The 16,514-nt window shown below is 41.6% G+C and carries 15 protein-coding genes; 9 read left to right on the top strand and 6 right to left on the bottom strand.

The features are described 5' to 3' along the window. Nucleotides 1–202: 202 nt before the first annotated feature. Both ACHSBP_RS15225 and ylqF read right to left on the bottom strand, forming a co-directional pair. Nucleotides 203–1,006 (bottom strand): ABC transporter substrate-binding protein, encoded by an 804-nt coding sequence (locus tag ACHSBP_RS15225; protein ID WP_395389505.1) that lies wholly within the window; start codon nucleotides 1,004–1,006, stop codon nucleotides 203–205. 62 nt (nucleotides 1,007–1,068) lie between these two features. Continuing rightward, nucleotides 1,069–2,013 carry a ribosome biogenesis GTPase YlqF gene (ylqF, locus tag ACHSBP_RS15220; RefSeq protein WP_010561437.1) on the bottom strand — a complete coding sequence of 315 codons (945 nt, stop codon included), beginning with the start codon at nucleotides 2,011–2,013 and terminating at the stop codon, nucleotides 1,069–1,071. An 85-nt stretch (nucleotides 2,014–2,098) separates the two neighbouring features. On the opposite strand from ylqF, the gene ACHSBP_RS15215 reads away from it, so the two are divergent. From ACHSBP_RS15215 to ACHSBP_RS15205, 3 genes are all read left to right on the top strand, one after another. Next, entirely contained in the window at nucleotides 2,099–2,635 is a 537-nt protein-coding gene (locus tag ACHSBP_RS15215) for a YaeQ family protein (protein WP_010561436.1), read from the top strand. Between the two features lie 11 nt (nucleotides 2,636–2,646). After that, nucleotides 2,647–3,276: an alpha/beta hydrolase gene (locus ACHSBP_RS15210; RefSeq protein ID WP_138631644.1), complete on the top strand. Its 630-nt coding sequence runs from the start codon at nucleotides 2,647–2,649 to the stop codon at nucleotides 3,274–3,276. Nucleotides 3,277–3,358: 82 nt separating this feature from the next. Then, nucleotides 3,359–3,832, top strand: coding sequence for a Dps family protein (locus ACHSBP_RS15205; RefSeq protein ID WP_395389503.1), 474 nt, complete (start codon nucleotides 3,359–3,361; stop codon nucleotides 3,830–3,832). Between the two features lie 83 nt (nucleotides 3,833–3,915). Here the strand turns inward: ACHSBP_RS15205 and ACHSBP_RS15200 are convergent, their stop codons facing one another. The 3 genes from ACHSBP_RS15200 to ACHSBP_RS15190 form a co-directional block, all read right to left on the bottom strand. After that, nucleotides 3,916–4,125: a hypothetical protein gene (locus tag ACHSBP_RS15200; RefSeq protein ID WP_010561433.1), complete on the bottom strand. Its 210-nt coding sequence runs from the start codon at nucleotides 4,123–4,125 to the stop codon at nucleotides 3,916–3,918. Between the two features lie 220 nt (nucleotides 4,126–4,345). Then, nucleotides 4,346–5,530, bottom strand: a complete 1,185-nt coding sequence (locus ACHSBP_RS15195; RefSeq protein WP_395389502.1) for an ABC transporter permease — start codon at nucleotides 5,528–5,530, stop codon at nucleotides 4,346–4,348. Further along, nucleotides 5,523–6,479, bottom strand: a complete 957-nt coding sequence (locus tag ACHSBP_RS15190) for an ABC transporter ATP-binding protein (RefSeq protein ID WP_395389501.1) — start codon at nucleotides 6,477–6,479, stop codon at nucleotides 5,523–5,525. The genes ACHSBP_RS15195 and ACHSBP_RS15190 overlap by 8 nt, the downstream gene beginning before the upstream one ends. A gap of 174 nt (nucleotides 6,480–6,653) precedes the next feature. On the opposite strand from ACHSBP_RS15190, the gene ACHSBP_RS15185 reads away from it, so the two are divergent. The 4 genes from ACHSBP_RS15185 (at nucleotide 6,654) to sodX (ending at nucleotide 10,842) form a co-directional block, all read left to right on the top strand. Beyond that, nucleotides 6,654–8,075, top strand: coding sequence for a sigma-54 interaction domain-containing protein (locus ACHSBP_RS15185; RefSeq protein ID WP_395389500.1), 1,422 nt, complete (start codon nucleotides 6,654–6,656; stop codon nucleotides 8,073–8,075). 203 nt (nucleotides 8,076–8,278) lie between these two features. Next, nucleotides 8,279–9,661 (top strand): cytochrome c oxidase accessory protein CcoG, encoded by a 1,383-nt coding sequence (gene ccoG, locus ACHSBP_RS15180; RefSeq protein WP_395389498.1) that lies wholly within the window; start codon nucleotides 8,279–8,281, stop codon nucleotides 9,659–9,661. A 130-nt stretch (nucleotides 9,662–9,791) separates the two neighbouring features. Then, the gene (locus ACHSBP_RS15175; protein ID WP_395389496.1) at nucleotides 9,792–10,235 is read left to right on the top strand and encodes a hypothetical protein; all 444 of its coding nucleotides are present in this window, start codon (nucleotides 9,792–9,794) and stop codon (nucleotides 10,233–10,235) included. A gap of 316 nt (nucleotides 10,236–10,551) precedes the next feature. Continuing rightward, nucleotides 10,552–10,842, top strand: coding sequence for a nickel-type superoxide dismutase maturation protease (gene sodX, locus ACHSBP_RS15170; RefSeq protein ID WP_395389493.1), 291 nt, complete (start codon nucleotides 10,552–10,554; stop codon nucleotides 10,840–10,842). Between the two features lie 66 nt (nucleotides 10,843–10,908). Here the strand turns inward: sodX and ACHSBP_RS15165 are convergent, their stop codons facing one another. Next, nucleotides 10,909–11,982 carry an ABC transporter substrate-binding protein gene (locus ACHSBP_RS15165; protein ID WP_395389491.1) on the bottom strand — a complete coding sequence of 358 codons (1,074 nt, stop codon included), beginning with the start codon at nucleotides 11,980–11,982 and terminating at the stop codon, nucleotides 10,909–10,911. 171 nt (nucleotides 11,983–12,153) lie between these two features. Between ACHSBP_RS15165 and ACHSBP_RS15160 the strand changes: the two genes are divergently transcribed. Both ACHSBP_RS15160 and ACHSBP_RS15155 read left to right on the top strand, forming a co-directional pair. Next, nucleotides 12,154–15,471: an MHYT domain-containing protein gene (locus ACHSBP_RS15160; protein ID WP_395389489.1), complete on the top strand. Its 3,318-nt coding sequence runs from the start codon at nucleotides 12,154–12,156 to the stop codon at nucleotides 15,469–15,471. A gap of 9 nt (nucleotides 15,472–15,480) precedes the next feature. Further along, on the top strand, nucleotides 15,481–16,467 hold the full coding sequence (locus tag ACHSBP_RS15155; RefSeq protein WP_395389487.1) for an HD domain-containing phosphohydrolase: 987 nt from the start codon (nucleotides 15,481–15,483) through the stop codon (nucleotides 16,465–16,467). The last annotated feature ends 47 nt before the right edge of the window (nucleotides 16,468–16,514 follow it).

Raw genomic sequence — 16,514 nt, 5'->3', positions numbered from 1 at the left:
GCATAACTCGCACTCACACTTCTTTGTGTTTCTCGACCTTAGTAGCTTTTTATACTTAATTAACAAGCTACGGCTGCTAGCAGCAGCGCTTCACGCCCCTGAAGTTAAGTTGCTAGTAGCCAATTTATACGAATTACTTGCTACATTGCTCATATCGGTGACGGTAGATATGAAACCAAAAGGCCTCACAACGAGGTCTTTTTTATTTGTATCCCAACTGTTCAATAATGAAATCAGCCTCAATTAAACTGCCCGCTTCACGCAATTTACTTATGGCAAATGCACGATAGCCAGCGCTATTCATAACACTTTCAAAGTCGGCAACAAACTTTTCACCAACATCTGATTTTGCACACGCTAAATAACCTTTTACTGCTTGCTGGGCTTCCGTTAACGCATAAATAAAATAGTCTTTACCAATATTGGCATCGGGCTGACGGCTTTTGAATACCGATGAATATTCAATAATGCCATCGAGTTTGCCCTGTTTGAGCATCACTTCTAAACGTTCAGCTTTATAACTTCCAGCGCCAACATACAACAGCTCAGAATTTTGCGTAATTAACTCATCGAGCTTTTCGCCATAGTTGCGTCCTTTTACAACGCCAATATTAAGACCAAACGATAATGCCGTTGTTAATGATAGCGACGGATACGTACCAATATCACGGTTTAAAATAAGGCGATTAGGTGCATAAGCAATTAACGGTTGGCTTGCAAATACGGCAAGTTTTGCTCTTTTGGGTGTGTAGGTTTTGTTATAAACACAGGTGTTACTTTGTTTTTCAATTAATCGCCACTCTCGTTCGCGACTAGTTTGCTGAAATGTAACTTGGTAGTCATTTTTAAGCTCATCGGTAACGTAATAAACTAGCTGTGATACAAGATCTGCTTTGCGAATGCCCGCTTCTGGCAATAAATCTGTCGCAAAATAAATTTCTTGTTTTGCTGAGCAAGCAAAGCTAACTAAAAAAAGAATTGGCAAACAATTAGATAGGTAACGCACTACGTATTCACTACAGTTAAACACTATTTTAACTGTAGTGAATAATTACTCTAAATCCAAGCTTAACGGCGATTTTTACGGGCGCGAGCACGACGTTGTTTTTTCTCTTCTTCACGTGCCTGCTTTTTAGCTTCGGCTTTGGCGCGTAATTCAGCTACCATAACCTCTTCTTCTTCACGCATCTCTGGCGTTTCCATCGAAATACGGCCAATTACGGCATCGCGCAGTTCATTGATCAGAATTTCAGACATTTTGTGAGTATCAACTTGGTTGCCTGAACGAATGCAGCCACGTTTACGCCCTGCTTGTTCAATAAACTCCCAGTCTTGTTCTGGTAATTCATCCATTTTATAACGTGATTTTAATAACGCTGGATAGGCCGACAATAAATACTCAGCAGTGTAACTCGCCACTTCTTCATAGTTAATCGCGGTATCACGAATCGCACCGGTTGCCGCTAAACGGTAACCTGAATTTTCGTTTTCAACTTTTGGCCATAACATTCCTGGCGTGTCGTACAACATAATGCCATCTTCTAAACGGATCTTTTGCTGCGCCTTAGTTACCGCTGGTTCATTACCTGTTTTAGCCACAATGCGGCCAGCTAATGTATTGATAAGTGTTGATTTTCCAACATTTGGAATGCCCATAATCATGGCTTTAATTTGCTTATCTGCGCCTACTTTGTGGGGTACTAACTTTTTGCAGAGGTCGTTGATTAAATGCACTTCGCTCGATTTATTGTTATCAAGCGGTAAGGTTTTAACACCCGCTTCACGCTCAAGATACGTCATCCACGCTTTGGTCATTTCAGGGTCGGCAAGGTCAGCTTTATTTAAGATTTTAATCACGGGTTTATCACCACGCAGGTCGCCAACCATAGGGTTTTCACTACTGTAAGGAATACGCGCATCCAGCACTTCAATAATCACGTCCATTTGCGGCATGATTTCTTTTATCTCATTGCGCGCCTTATTCATATGACCAGGAAACCACTGAATCGCCATTTATTTTCTCCAAAGCATGAAAGTACGCGTATTTTAACTATATTCAGTTACAATAGCAGTAACCTTTCTTACATTAATAGAAATTATGGCGTTAAAGTCACAAGTACATAAGCTATCGCTTAACCTAAGCGACATGGATAGACACCACTACGGTGATTACAGTCTAACAATTGCTCAACACCCATCAGAAAACGACCACCGTTTAATGATCCGCATTTTAGCATTTGCATTAAATGCTTCAGATACGTTGAGCTTTACTAAAGGATTGTGCGCTGACGATGAGCCTGAAATTTGGCAAAAGTCATTAAGCGACGAAATCGAAACTTGGATCGATCTTGGTTTACCTGACGAAAAACGCCTGAAAAAAGCCTGCAACCAGTCAAAACAAGCCATTTTATATACCTATGGCGACGGCGACCAGAAAGTGTGGCTTGAAAAGCACCAAGGTAAGTTTTTCCAGCACACCAACTTACGCGTGTTTAGCCTTCCATTTGAGCAGTCTCAACAACTTATTCCATTAGCAGCAAGACATATGCAGTTGTCTGTTACTGTGCAAGATGGTCAAGTTTGGGTCAGCAACGATACCGATTCAATTCTTATCGAGCCGATCACCATTTTATAAGTGAAAGTAGTATGGCGATAAAAAAAGTAGTTATTTTACACGGCCTGTATATGTCGGGGTTTGTTATGCTGCCGCTCAGTAAACGCATCACAAAACTTGGCTTTGATACCCTGAATTTAAGTTATCAAAGCTTATCGCCAAATACTGCAACTATTTTTCAGCAAATCGATAGCTTTATTGACGGTGAAAATACCGCGTTTGTTTGCCACTCTATGGGGGGGTTAATTGCGCGCGCCTACCTTGAAGCAAATAGCCAACACGCAGCAAGTGTAAAAAAAGTCATCACATTAGGTACCCCTCACAAAGGCGCCACACTTGCCAAACACATGAAAGATAAGGGCTTTGACTTATTTTTAAAAAATAGTGTTGAGTTTCTTTTATCTGAAAACCACGATTGGCCATTTAGCGCCAAGCTTTACAGCATTGCAGGTGATCTGCCACTTGGTTTAATGCCGCTCATTAAGAAAAACAGTGAATCTGACGGCACTGTATTGCTTGATGAAACTAAACTCAAAGGTATGGCAGAGCACAAAGTCTTTCATTTAAGTCACACCAGCCTCATTTATTCCCGCAAAGTAATGGATTACATTGAGTCCATTTTGTCATCACAAAAACAGAATACAGCAATCGACTTTAAGTGATTTATTCAATTAAAAACTTGTCTGATAATAAACCCATCGAAACAAATTAAACATATTAAATACATTGAATATGAGGTGGGTTATGAAAAACGTTTCAATTATTGGATTAGACAAAGCGATTACAAACAACTTAGTTGCTGAACTAAATACCTTACTTAGCAGTTACCAAATTCAGTACATGAATGCCCGTGGTTTTCACTGGAATATTAAAGGCGAAAACTTCTTCGAGTTGCACGCAAAATTTGAAGAAATCTACAACGATTTACTGTTGAAAGTCGATGAAATCGCTGAGCGAATTTTAACGTTAGGTGGTGAACCGCTACACGGTTTTTCAGACTACCTTGCCAACAGCAAGATCACTGAAGCAAAGAACATTAGCGCGGGGCGCGAAGCAATTAGTAACCTACTAACTGGCTTTAGCGAGTTAATTGCAACACAGCGCTCATTGCTAACATTAGCCGGTGACGCCGAGGATGAAGGTACCGCCTCACTAATGAGTGATTATATTAAAGAGCAAGAGAAACTAGTTTGGATGTTAAACGCTTACTTAAACTAAGTTAAATTGTTTTCGAATTAGTACGAAAAAAGGCAGCTAACGCTGCCTTTGTCGCAAGTAAAGTAAAACTAATTGGGACAAGTTTAATGACCTGAATCTTCGTCATGAGATGCAGCATACTTATACGCTGCAAATGCAATGATAAATAGTAGCAAAGGTACAGGCGCTGCAATAATGCCAAACGAACTTGAGTTAGCAATGCTTGCACCAGCTAAGTGACCCACAACAGTAACAACTAATGCCAATACTGCTATAACCGTAACGATAATTTCTGATTTTTGCACATTTCTCATAACGAAATTCCTTCTTAAACTATCCAACTTATCGGTGATAAATCGGTTTCTGGAATTAAGTATGCGCCCGTTTTGAGATTGAGAATTGACTTAAATCAAGTTTATTTCCTAACCAATTACCAGCCGATGCGAAACTTGATTTAGCTCAAAAATTCAACCGAATCAGAAATAATTGGCAGTAAATATGCTTAAAAAAAGAGGCCGAAGCCTCTTTTTAATTTTAGCGTTCTGAAATCGCCCACCCTAACATTTGTTTAAAGCTTGGCTCTTTACCATACATCACCATGCCCATTTTAAATAAGCGTCCAGCCACACCACGCATATAAATGCACAATGCCAGCGTCAGTACCAGTGACAAAATAGGTTGCCAAATTGCCACATCAACTAACGCCATTTTAACAGGCATTACAGCAAACGCCGTAAGTGGGAAGTAACTTAAAAACGTCATAACCCAACCACTGGGACTATCCATTAATACAAACGCTAAAATCATTGGTACAAGCGGGATCATCATAAACGACGACTTGCCACTGTGGTTTGGATCATCAATCGCAGCTGCAATTGCCGCCATAAATGCCGTTGAAAAATAAAGCCCTAGCAATGCAAACGCCAATACCCAAGGCAACAAGTACCAATCAATAAACGACAAGTCGAGTGCTTGCCCTTGAATAATCACCTGCAAAAATGCAACGCCCAATAATACTGAAATAACAGTACTTAACATGGCTTTTAATGCCAGTAACACTTGCCCTAGAATTTTACCGTCGACCCAAGTTTGTGCACTCATTGTGGCGTAGAGTTGTTCTGTTACACGCTGCTGCTTTTCACCCGTAATCGAGACAAACACCTGTGCAAACGACATAAAAATACCAACCGATAACAACACTAAAACACCTATTGCTGTAGCGCTTGAATGACTTTCTTCACTTTTGATATTTTGGTCTAAATACACAGCTGAAACTGAAATTGGGTTATTAATCAATGCTAATTGCTGCGCCGAAAGCGAAAGTTTATCACTGACTTTTTCGACATAGTGCTGTTTTAGCGCATTTTGCAAAGTCTGTTGCCACGCCATTTTGCCTTTGCTAATAAACTCAATGTTTACAGGGCTTACGGCTTCATCAATGAGTAACACAGCATCAAATTCTTGCGCCTCAAGGGCAGAGGTAAGCTTTTCTTTATCGTCTTGTGTTTGCGTAAACACATAACCGTCCAAGGTCATGTCAAAAGCACTATTAGCCGAAACTGCAATACGATAATCAATGCTAGTAAAACTTGACGCACTTTGCCAAAAAAACACGACCACAGCGATAACCAGCATAATTAACTTGCTAATAAGCTCCTGCTTCCATTTGAAAAAGTGCATAAATTCCCATTTAGCAACTTGTGTTACTTGGTTATTCATCACTACTCTCCTCAGTTAACGCATGCTTTTGGTGCGATTCAATTGCTTTTAAGTACATTTGGTGTAAATCCATGGTACGGCTTGATAAATGCTCTACTTGACCTAACTTAGGCAGAATTGCTAACGCATCATTTAGCTGTGCTTTATCATTTAACGTAACAATCAAGGTATTCGCTTTATTTAGGCGGTAGTTAATGTCGCCAAAATGCGTTTGCAGCGCTTCGGCATTTAATTCACCGCTAAAGCTCACTTCAAGTTCTAACGCACCACCAATTTGTTCTCTAATCGCACTAAGTGAACCATATAAAACAGCTTCGCCTTTGTTCATTAACATCATTCTGTCAGCCATTTTTTCTACCATCGCCATTTGGTGGGCACTTAAAATAACCGTCATTCCCTGTTGCTTTAACTCTGCTAAAAACAATACAACTTTTTCTTGGTTAATCGGGTCAAGTCCAGAGAATGGCTCATCCAAAATAACAATTTCAGGGCTGTGTAAAATTGCGGTGATCAGCTGAACTTTTTGCTGGTTGCCTTTTGAAAGTGATTTAAGTGGTTCATTTTCGCGGCCTAGTAAATCAAATCGCTTTAGCCAGTAATCAATATTTTGTTTTGCTTGTTGTTTACTTACACCATGCAGCGCAGCAAAGTAATGAAGGTTTTGCAGTAAGGTTTTTTCGCCATAGAGTCCGCGGTCTTCTGGCAAGTAGCCCAGCTTATTCGCTGGAATTTCACTAAAGTAGCTACCATCTAATTGAATTGATATTTTCCCGCTATCAGGTTTTGTAAAACCTACTAACATACGTACGAGCGATGATTTACCTGCGCCGTTAGGCCCTAATAAGGCAAAAATTTCGCCTTTATTTACCGCAAAGCTTAACTGATTAACCGCTTTAGTTGAGGCGTACTGCTTACTTACCTCTTCCACACGGATCATTGCCTGTGTCATTGTTTTTCCCGCTTTTTCTTATTGTTTGCAATATTTTACGGGTAAACAAAGGGATAAACAGATCGCTCGTCATTTTATATTGCCACTTATCATTAAAATACAGATGATTCGTTGCTGGTAATTTGATGATAAGCTTGGCATCATTAGCCCTCGATATTTCGTGGGCTGTGATATATGGACAATCTTAAAAACTTGCTAGCAGACTCAGAGCTATTGCTAAATGCGGTTGGTGAAGGCATTTATGGCTTTGATTTAGAAGGAAAAGCTGTATTTATAAACCCTGCAGCAGAACGCATGACAGGCTGGCAAGCCGGCGAGCTACTCGGCGAAAAAATTCATCAGTATCACCATCATAGCCACGCCGATGGCAGCCCATACCCAGCGCATGAATGTAATATTTATGCCACCATGCAAGACGGCCAAGAGCGCAGTATTAGCCACGAAGTATTTTGGCGCAAAGATGGCTCAAGCTTTCCAGTAGAATACACTTCGACTCCCGTTTATAAAAATGGCGAAATAGTTGGTGCTGTTGCTATCTTCCGCGATGTAACTAAGCAGCAAGAAAGTGATCGCGCACTGCGTGAAGCGCTAGCCCAAGTGCAAGCCTTATCTGAACAATTACAAGCAGAAAATACTTATCTTCAAAGTGAGATCGACGAAAACTGGAGCGACTCTGGCTTAGTAGGACAAAGCCCGCGATTTAAGCAGTTGCTTGAGCAAGTAAGTTTAGTCAGTAAAACCGACAGCACTGTTCTGATCTTAGGTGAAAACGGCACAGGTAAAGAGCTGATAGCCCGTAATATTCATCGCTTAAGCAAACGCTGCCACAATACTTTGGTTAAAGTAAATTGCGCGGCTTTTACACCTAGTTTGTTAGAAAGTGAGCTGTTCGGTCATGAAAAAGGTGCATTTACTGGCGCTACCGAAAGACGTAAAGGGCGCTTTGAACTGGCAGACAAAGGCACCTTATTTTTAGACGAAGTTGGCGAGCTGAGCCTTGAAGCACAGAGCAAATTGCTGCGTGTACTGCAAGAACAAGAATTTGAACGCGTTGGTGGTAACCAAACGATTAAGGTTGATATTCGCGTTATCGCAGCAACGAACAAAGACCTATTAAAAATGGTTCAGCAAGGCGAGTTTCGCATGGATTTATATTATCGCCTGAACGTGTTTCCCCTTACTATGCCAGCCCTCAGAGAGCGCTTAGATGATTTACCTTTGCTTTGTCATAATATTATTTCGGAGCTTGCTCGCAAATTGAGTAAACCAATCAAAGGCATCAGCAAGGCCAGTTTAAAGCGCCTTGCAACCTATCATTGGCCTGGCAATATTCGTGAACTGCAAAACGTACTCGAACGCGAAGTCATCTTAAGTCAGAGTTCGCTGATTCAAATCAAGCAAGATTTTCAAGCCAATTTAGATGCCAGTAACTTTGCACAACTTACGCTAGCAGAAATGGAACGCTCTTACATAGAGCAAGTGCTTGAACAATGCTCAGGTAAGATAGGCGGGAGCAATGGCGCAGCCAAACTACTCGACCTACCTGAAAGCACCTTGCGCTCAAAAATGAAAAAGCTCGGTATTACACGAATATAAAATGACGTTTTTAGCTGTTTTTATCATAAAAAGAACAGCTAAAATCCACGATATATCGCGGACACGCTAAATAACGCGGCTTAGATAAAAACTAAAAACAATAATTAATCTTATATTTCATAAGGTTACAATAACTTCTTTTTGGCATAGTATTTGTTAAGCACTAGATAAGCGCAATGCTCTATCTACTGTCGAGAAATATTATGAAGTTTGATATCAAAGAAGAAGATCTGATCATTAAGCCCTACAAAACTGAGGGGCCAATTTACGTCAGGTCACAAAAAGGTAAATACCAAAAGTTACGCCGCTATATTGGCTGGGCATTGATGTTGGCATTTATCTTAATCCCTTTTATTCCTTACCAAGGTCAGCAAGCCATATTACTCGATATCGGCGCGCAGCAGTTTCGCTTTTTTAATACCACCTTATTCCCGCAAGATTTCACCTTGCTAGCATGGATATTTATGGCGGGTGCATTTGCACTATTTTTTGTTACCACCTGGCTCGGTCGAGTTTGGTGTGGTTACACCTGCCCGCAAACGGTATGGATGATGATGTTTATTTGGGTTGAAGAAAAAGTGGAAGGCAACCGCAATAAGCGCATTAAGCTTGATAAATCATCCATGTCATTTGAAAAATTTCGCAAAAAAGGCCTCAAGCATTTAGCTTGGCTGAGTATTTCATTTTTAACTGCTACCACCTTTCTTAGCTACTTTGTTCCTGTTAAAGAGTTATATAGCAATTTAGTAACCTTAGATTGGTCTGGCTTGATTTGGTTTTGGGTAGGTCTATTTGCCGTGTGTACTTACGGTAACGCAGGTTTCTTAAGAGAGAAAATGTGTATTTACATGTGCCCGTATTCTCGCTTTCAAGCAGTAATGTTCGACAAAGATACGTATGTCGTTGCCTACGATGAAAAACGTGGTGAATCACGCGGTCGCCGCAAACGTAAAGATGATCCGAAACAACTTGGTTTAGGTGATTGTGTTGACTGTAACCTATGCGTTGAAGTGTGTCCTGCCGGTATTGATATTCGTAACGGCATGCAATACGAGTGCATTAACTGTGGCGCATGTATTGATGCTTGTGACGAAACCATGGAAAAGTTTAATTACCAAAAAGGTTTAATTAGTTACACCAGTGAACACCAACTAGCTGGCCAAAAGACCGATAAATTCCGTTTAAAGCTCGTAGGTTATGGATTTTTTACTGGCTTAGTAATCATCACTATGCTGATTTGGATGAATTTACGCGTACCTATTGAAACCAGTATTCTACGTGACCGAAATGCGCTTTATCGCGTGAATTACGAAGGGTTAACTGAGAACACCTACACGCTAAGAATTACCAATAAAACGCAAAATACCCTGAATTACACGCTAACACTGCTCGAAGACTCACGTTTTGTACTAAGCGCACCACAAAACATTGTTATTCCAGCTGGTGAAATGAGCCAGTTCCCAGTCACGATTACGGCTGATGGCTATGATTTAAAACAAAAAGTGACGGATGTTCGCTTTAAAGTTCAAGCTATTGAGCAACCGGATATCCAAATCATTAAACAGTCTAAGTTTTATAAACCCTAAGCTGTAAAATCAATTTATAGCTAAGTTCCCTAGCACGCAAGGCTCAATCTAATTGAGCCTTTTTTCTTTACAATGGCTCAAACGCGATCAATAATCATTATCATTAAGTTGATAGGTTAGGTATTTTAATATGAGCTGGCAATCCACAATGATTAAAGGCAATGAGTGTTTTGATTCACATAATTGGCTAGAGGCGGAACGTTACTATAATCGCGCTATTGAGCTGGTTGATTTGCTATGGCAACAAAAAATTAGCAACTTAGAAGCGATGCAAGCTTGGGTATGCGGTTATCAGAACCTCGCTGCCACCTACGAACAACAAGGCCAGTTAGAACGTGCACTGCAATGTTTATTGCACGCCCATTATCGCGTGTTGCAGCAAGCCAACAATAAAGCAGTCTCTGAGCATGCGCAAAGCCATGCCTTACAAATGTCCTCAGTCACGTTTAAAAGCATTTCGACATTTAAAGGAAAACATGCAAATTACACGCGCTGTATGGATGTGCTCGACCATGTGTGTGCCGCACCCGCAGATATTAAAAACGCAAAATTAAAAACTGCGTTAGTGCACTAGTTAGGAGAATGGTATGTCTAATCTATACATCAAAATCATAGCAATATGTTTATTGCTACCACATAGCCTAATGGCACATACAGGGCATGATCATAGCCCATTGTTTGACCTGTTCATTCACCTAGCATGGATAACACCAACGGTATTACTGTTTGTTTTTGTCAGTTACAAGATAAAAATGCGTAACCTTGCTAAGGAGGAAAGATGAAAAAAGCAGCAAGCTTGAATAGGGCTCTAACTCAGCTCGATAAACTATTTAAATTTGAAGTTGTTACGGCAAATTGCGACGCATCGCTTAAAACAGAGAACACAAAAAATGTTCGGGTTAAGCATAAATAAAGTAACGGGCAGCAGCATGTCGCCCGCGATAATGCCCAATAACTATGTGCTATTACATAGCTTTGGCAGTATGAAACATTTAAAAAAAGGGCAAATAGTTAAAGTCGCACACCCTATTTTTGGCGCGATAATTCAACGCATTGCCTATCAAGATAAAAATGGCCTTTATTGGCTAGCTGGTGACGACCCTAACAGTTTGGCCTGCTGCCAAATAGGACCGATTAGCGCCGAGCAAATCATCGGCGTAATGATTTGCAACCTGCGCTAAGTAGCTACAAGATTACGCATCAATAAATTTCTTTCACAACAAAAGGACTGCAAAACTCAACAGACTCTAATGCCGAGTATTGACCAAGTTTTGCAAGTTAAATTCTAGCGGTTGCTGCGCCGACACAGAAAAACGCGAAAAATCGATTTGTTCAAACTCTTGTTCACGTAATAGTTTGCCAAACGGCGCTCGAGCTGGTGAGTCCGAGGACTCAAAAATTGCGATTTGCTGACTCATAGCGCCCGCGTTTTCTGGGTAAAGGTGATTATCATGCAGCATCAATAATGCTTTTGCGCCTAACGTTACATGCCCACCAAAAGACACATCGGTCGCATATCCTTTATCGTGAACATCCCAATTAATGCCGCCAATAATGACCTTATCTGATTGCTTTAGCTTATTTACCGCTGCAATCGCACCAAACGCCATTGCATCATTTGCCGACCAAATAATGTCAGCGGGATGCTTTGACAATACGCCATAGGTTTTTTTGTAAGCTTTCGACTCCGACCAATTGGCAACCGTTGAGTCTATTAAACTCACATGAGGGTGTTTTTTTAAGGCGCGCTGCAAACCAAAGCGACGCTCCTCTGCCGCCGGTGTATTGTAATCACCAAGCAGTGCATACATAGTAAGCTGCTGTTTTTTAAACTTACCAGCGCGTTTAATTAATGCCTGTGCAAGCTGTTCACCAACCTCTTTATTGTTCGGCGATAAGCACCCTATTACTTTACTCGTGATCGCCTGTGGCAGCGATGCCTGCTGTGAACGGCTAAATTTATTAAGCAGCAAAAACACTTTAATCTCGGTGCCAACAAGCTGCTCTAGCATTTGCGGTAACATTTGCTTTTCGTTTACGAGAATTAAGTAATCGGGCTTTAGCGCTATCGCGTCGCTAACCATTTTTTTCATCAGAATATGATTGCGTTCAGCATGCAATGATACGAGATCGATATTGAGGTCGTTTGCAGCGGCAACCATAAAGTGATTCACGTTTGGCCAAAAGTCGCCAGAATCATTATCTGTGGCATAACCCGGGTTAATAAAAACAACCTTCATATGGGAATTGGCACTAGCAAATACTGACCACATCAGCAGCATTAAAAACAACCAAACACGCACGACACTATTCACTTTCACACAACACCTTACTACATCTAGATGGCTATAAGTATATAACTTAAACAAAAATATAGCTGCATGTTCTCAACTAATCAGAGCAGAACATCAAATCGGTAATGGTTTTTACCGTAAAGTGTTAAACTTACTAAATATAGCAGCCGTTCTATACTAAAACCTTGGTAAATAGAGATGCTTGATTGGATATTTTCACACTTTTCAGTGCCCACCGACAGCCTACTGATTTATGGTAGCTACAACCCTTGGTTGGTAACTCTTTCAATTTTAATTGCTATTTTTGCATCATTCATGGGGTTGCAAGTCGCGTCACAAGTGACAAAAACGCATTCAACAGCAAGACGCCACACCATGCTAGCAATTGGCAGCATTGCGTTAGGCGGAGGTATTTGGAGCATGCACTTTATCGGCATGCTCGCATTCGATCTATGTACACGCGTTGAATACAATGGAGCAATTACCTTTCTTTCGATGCTGCCAGGTATTTTTGCTTCCTGGGTCGCGCTAAATTTTATAAATAGCCACCGCAAAGGCTTTATCCCGCTGCTAATTGGTGGTGTGCTTGTCGGTGCAGGCATCGGCACCATGCATTATACCGGTATGGCAGCGATGGAAATGGCACCTTTGCTCCGCTACGAACCTTGGGTATTTGGTTTATCAATTGTGGTTGCTGTGTCACTGGCTATGTTGTCGTTATGGGTTAATTTTGGTCTTGCGGTTTTTAGCACACAAGGTAAGTCCTTGCCTTACGCCAAAGTGTGGTCGAGCATTATTATGGGCTGCGCTATTACTGGTATGCACTACACCGGCATGGCAGCGGCGCGTTTTGTTAGGCCTCCAGGCCTTGAACTCAGTGAACAAACATCGGAAATTTCAATTTATCTTGCATTGGGTATTTCAATTACCACAGCCGTAATCATTTGCTTAGTGCTGGGCCTTAATATGCTTTATCGCTACAAAGATATCTCAGTCAAAGCAGCCGAGAGCGAGCGCCGTATTCGTGCCATGATGGATACCGCTGTTGATGGTATCGTAAGCATTGATCGTAGTGGCACTGTACTCAGTATCAACCAAGCGACAGAGGAATTACTTGGCTGGTCTACAGATGAAATTATCGGAAAAAATGTTAACGTGCTCGTACCTACACCCTACCACGACAATCACGATGATTACATTTCCCGCTACCTTTCTACTGGGCAAGCAAATATTATTGGAAAAGGGCGGGAGGTTAAAGCCCGCCATAAAAGCGGTGAGCTTGTCGCAATACGTCTTGCAATTGGTCATGTAAAGCTTTCTACCAATGACTTTTTCGTCGCCTTTATCAGTGATATCCGCCCGCGCCTGCGCATGGAAAAAGCGCTAAGAGAAAACGAAGAAAAATTCCGCTCGCTGATCACCAATATTCCAGGCATCGCCTATCGTTGTAAAAATACACCTGAGTGGCCAATGATGTATATCAGTAATGCTGTACAAAGCATTACTGGCTATCACGCAGCCGACTTTTTAATGCCAAATCCCAAACGCAGCTTTTCTGATTTGTTTCATCCTGACGACAAAGAGCGCATTTTTGCCAGTATTCCAGAGCAAGGAGCGTTCAGCTTAGAGTACCGCATAATTAACCGTGATGGAGAAGTTCGCTGGGTGATGGAGCAAGGCACACATGCCAGTAATGAAAGTACGCAAGATTCTTGGTTAGATGGCTTTATTATGGATATTACTGAGCGCAAACAAATGGAGCAAGCGCTGGTGAATGCGAAAGAGAGCGCTGAACAAGCAGCCGCTGCCAGAGCTAGCTTTATGGCCAATATGAGTCATGAGATTCGCACTCCCATGAATGCCATTATTGGCTTTAGCGACATTTTACTGGAAAGCGATTTGCAGCAAGAGCAGCAGCGTCATCTAACAACAATTAATAACTCAGCTAAATCTTTGCTGCATCTACTCAATGATATTTTAGATAGTGCCAAACTCGATAAAGGAAAACTTGAGCTCGAGATTCGAGATTTCTCACTTGTTCAAGAAGTCGATGAAGTTGTTTCCACGCTGTGGTTGCAGGCGCGTAACAAAGGCATTGCACTCAATTTAAATCTCGATCCTAAATTAAAAGCCAGCTACTTGGGTTCGCCAGAACGCATTCGCCAAGTGCTTACGAACTTAGTTAACAATGCCATTAAATTTACCCAGCAAGGTAGTGTCACACTAACCGTAAAGCCAACCAAAGATAACCAAGTGTCCTTTGCTATCGAAGATACGGGTATTGGCATGACAGAATCACAGTTACAACATGTGTTTGATGCGTTTACTCAAGCTGACTCATCGATGAGTCGCCGCTTTGGTGGTACCGGACTTGGTACAACAATAAGCAAACAGTTAGTAGAGTTAATGGGCGGAGAAATTAGTGCCACCAGCACACTCGATAAAGGTTCATTGTTCTATTTCACCTTACCATTGGCGGCGAGTACCACAGCTAACATCAAACCTCTTGCGGCACCGTCTGATGAGGTAAAACTGCCACCGTTAACCATTTTAATCGTCGATGATATTCAGCAAAATATCGAGTTACTATCGGTGCTACTGTCGCGAGAAGGGCATACAGTAATAACCGCACGCGACGGCAAGCAAGCGTTAATTCGTATGGCATCGGATGACGCCATTGACCTTGCAATTATGGATATTCAAATGCCAGTAATGGATGGTTTAACCGCTGCAACCAAAAGACGAGCGACCGAGCAACAACAAAACTTAACTCGACTTCCTATCATTGCCTTTACTGCCAGTGTGTTAGAGGCCGATAAACAAGCCGCCGAGAATGCGGGTATGGATGGTTTTGCCAACAAACCCGTTGATAAAAACGCGCTATTTAATGAAATCAGCCGAGTGCTTGGGTTAAATAACTCAATCACGCACGTAAATGGTAACAATAACCATGATAAATTAATTGATGACAAAAAAGGCATTGCGCTATGGGGCAGCAAAACGGCTTATTATCACGAGCTGTCACGTTTTATTTCAGAGCAACAAAGTGCTGTTGAACTGTTATCAACTCATTATAAACAGCAACAATGGCCCGAATTATTGCAAATCGCACATGGTTTAAAAGGCGTGTGTGGCAACCTTTCTCTTACCCAACTCATGCGTAAAGTTGAACTGCTCGAATCGATTATTTGCAGTCATCCTGAACAAGGTGAGACAATATTGCAGCAAATTGACACCGTCTTCAATCAAGTGAAGCAAAAAGTCTTGGCCGAGCAGAATGAAGCGCTCATTGAACAAGATAACAAGCACATCCAACCACAGTTATTAAACGTATTGCACAGCTTGAAACATCACGCAGAGCATAACGAGATTGATGAGCAGGCACTATCACAATTACTCGCCTTACAAGACGAGCACTACCATAATGAAATTATGGCCATTAGTAATGCAATTAACGACTTTGACTTCGCGCTCGGCTGTGAAGCCATTGAGCATTTATTAAATAAGCTGACATGAGGTATCTCAATGCAAGATAACACACCCCTGATTTTAGTTGTTGATGATGAGCCAGCTAATTTACGAGTACTCAATCAAATACTCAACCAAGACTACCGTATTGCCTTTGCTAAAAGTGGTGAAGAAGCGCTGCGTTTGGCCTGTAGCCAACAACCACAACTTATTTTATTAGATATTATGATGCCTGATATGACAGGGTTTGACGTCTGTCAGCAACTGAAAGCCAATACGCTAACACAGAATATTCCGGTTATTTTTGTCACTGCATTATCAGAAGAAGCCGACGAAACAAAAGGCTTTGAAATTGGCGCTGTTGACTACATCACCAAGCCGGTATCACCTGCCATTGTTAGAGCCAGAGTTGCAACCCACTTATCGCTAGTCAATGCTGAAGAGCTAAGAGAAACGCGGCTGCAAATCATTCAACGCTTAGGTCGCGCATCCGAATTTAAAGACAACGAAACTGGCATGCATGTTATGCGCATGAGCCACTTCGCTAAAATTATTGCGTTAGCCTATGGCTTTTCAGAGCAGCGAGCCGACTTGCTGCTACACACAGCCCCCATGCACGATTTAGGCAAAATCGGCATTCCCGATCACATCATGCTAAAACCCGGCAAACTCTCCGAAGAAGAGTTCGCGATTATGAAAAAACACCCTGAAATAGGTGTTGAAATACTCGGTGATGACGATTCAGAGCTCATCGCGTTAGCAAAAACAGTGGCATTGACCCACCATGAGAAATGGGATGGCAGCGGCTACCCTAAAGGCCTTAAGGGCGAAGAAATTCCAATTGAAGGGCGCATTGTTGCACTGGCAGATGTATTTGATGCATTAACCAGTAAACGTCCCTACAAAGAAGCGTGGAGCATTGAAAAAACTATGGCTTTTTTACACGAGCAAAAAGGTAAGCATTTTGAGCCTAAGTTGGTTGATTTATTTAGCCAGGAGCTCGATAAAATCCTCGCTATTAAAGACAAGTATCAAGACGAATAACGCTACAACATAAAAAAGGCTGAACTTAAGTTCAGCCTTTTCGTTAT

Origin of the sequence: Pseudoalteromonas sp. XMcav1-K (genome assembly GCF_044005875.1) — a bacterium.
In the GTDB taxonomy this organism is placed as follows: domain Bacteria; phylum Pseudomonadota; class Gammaproteobacteria; order Enterobacterales; family Alteromonadaceae; genus Pseudoalteromonas; species Pseudoalteromonas spongiae.
Note: the sequence above shows the minus strand (reverse complement) of the source record. Positions and strands in the feature narration are given on the sequence as shown.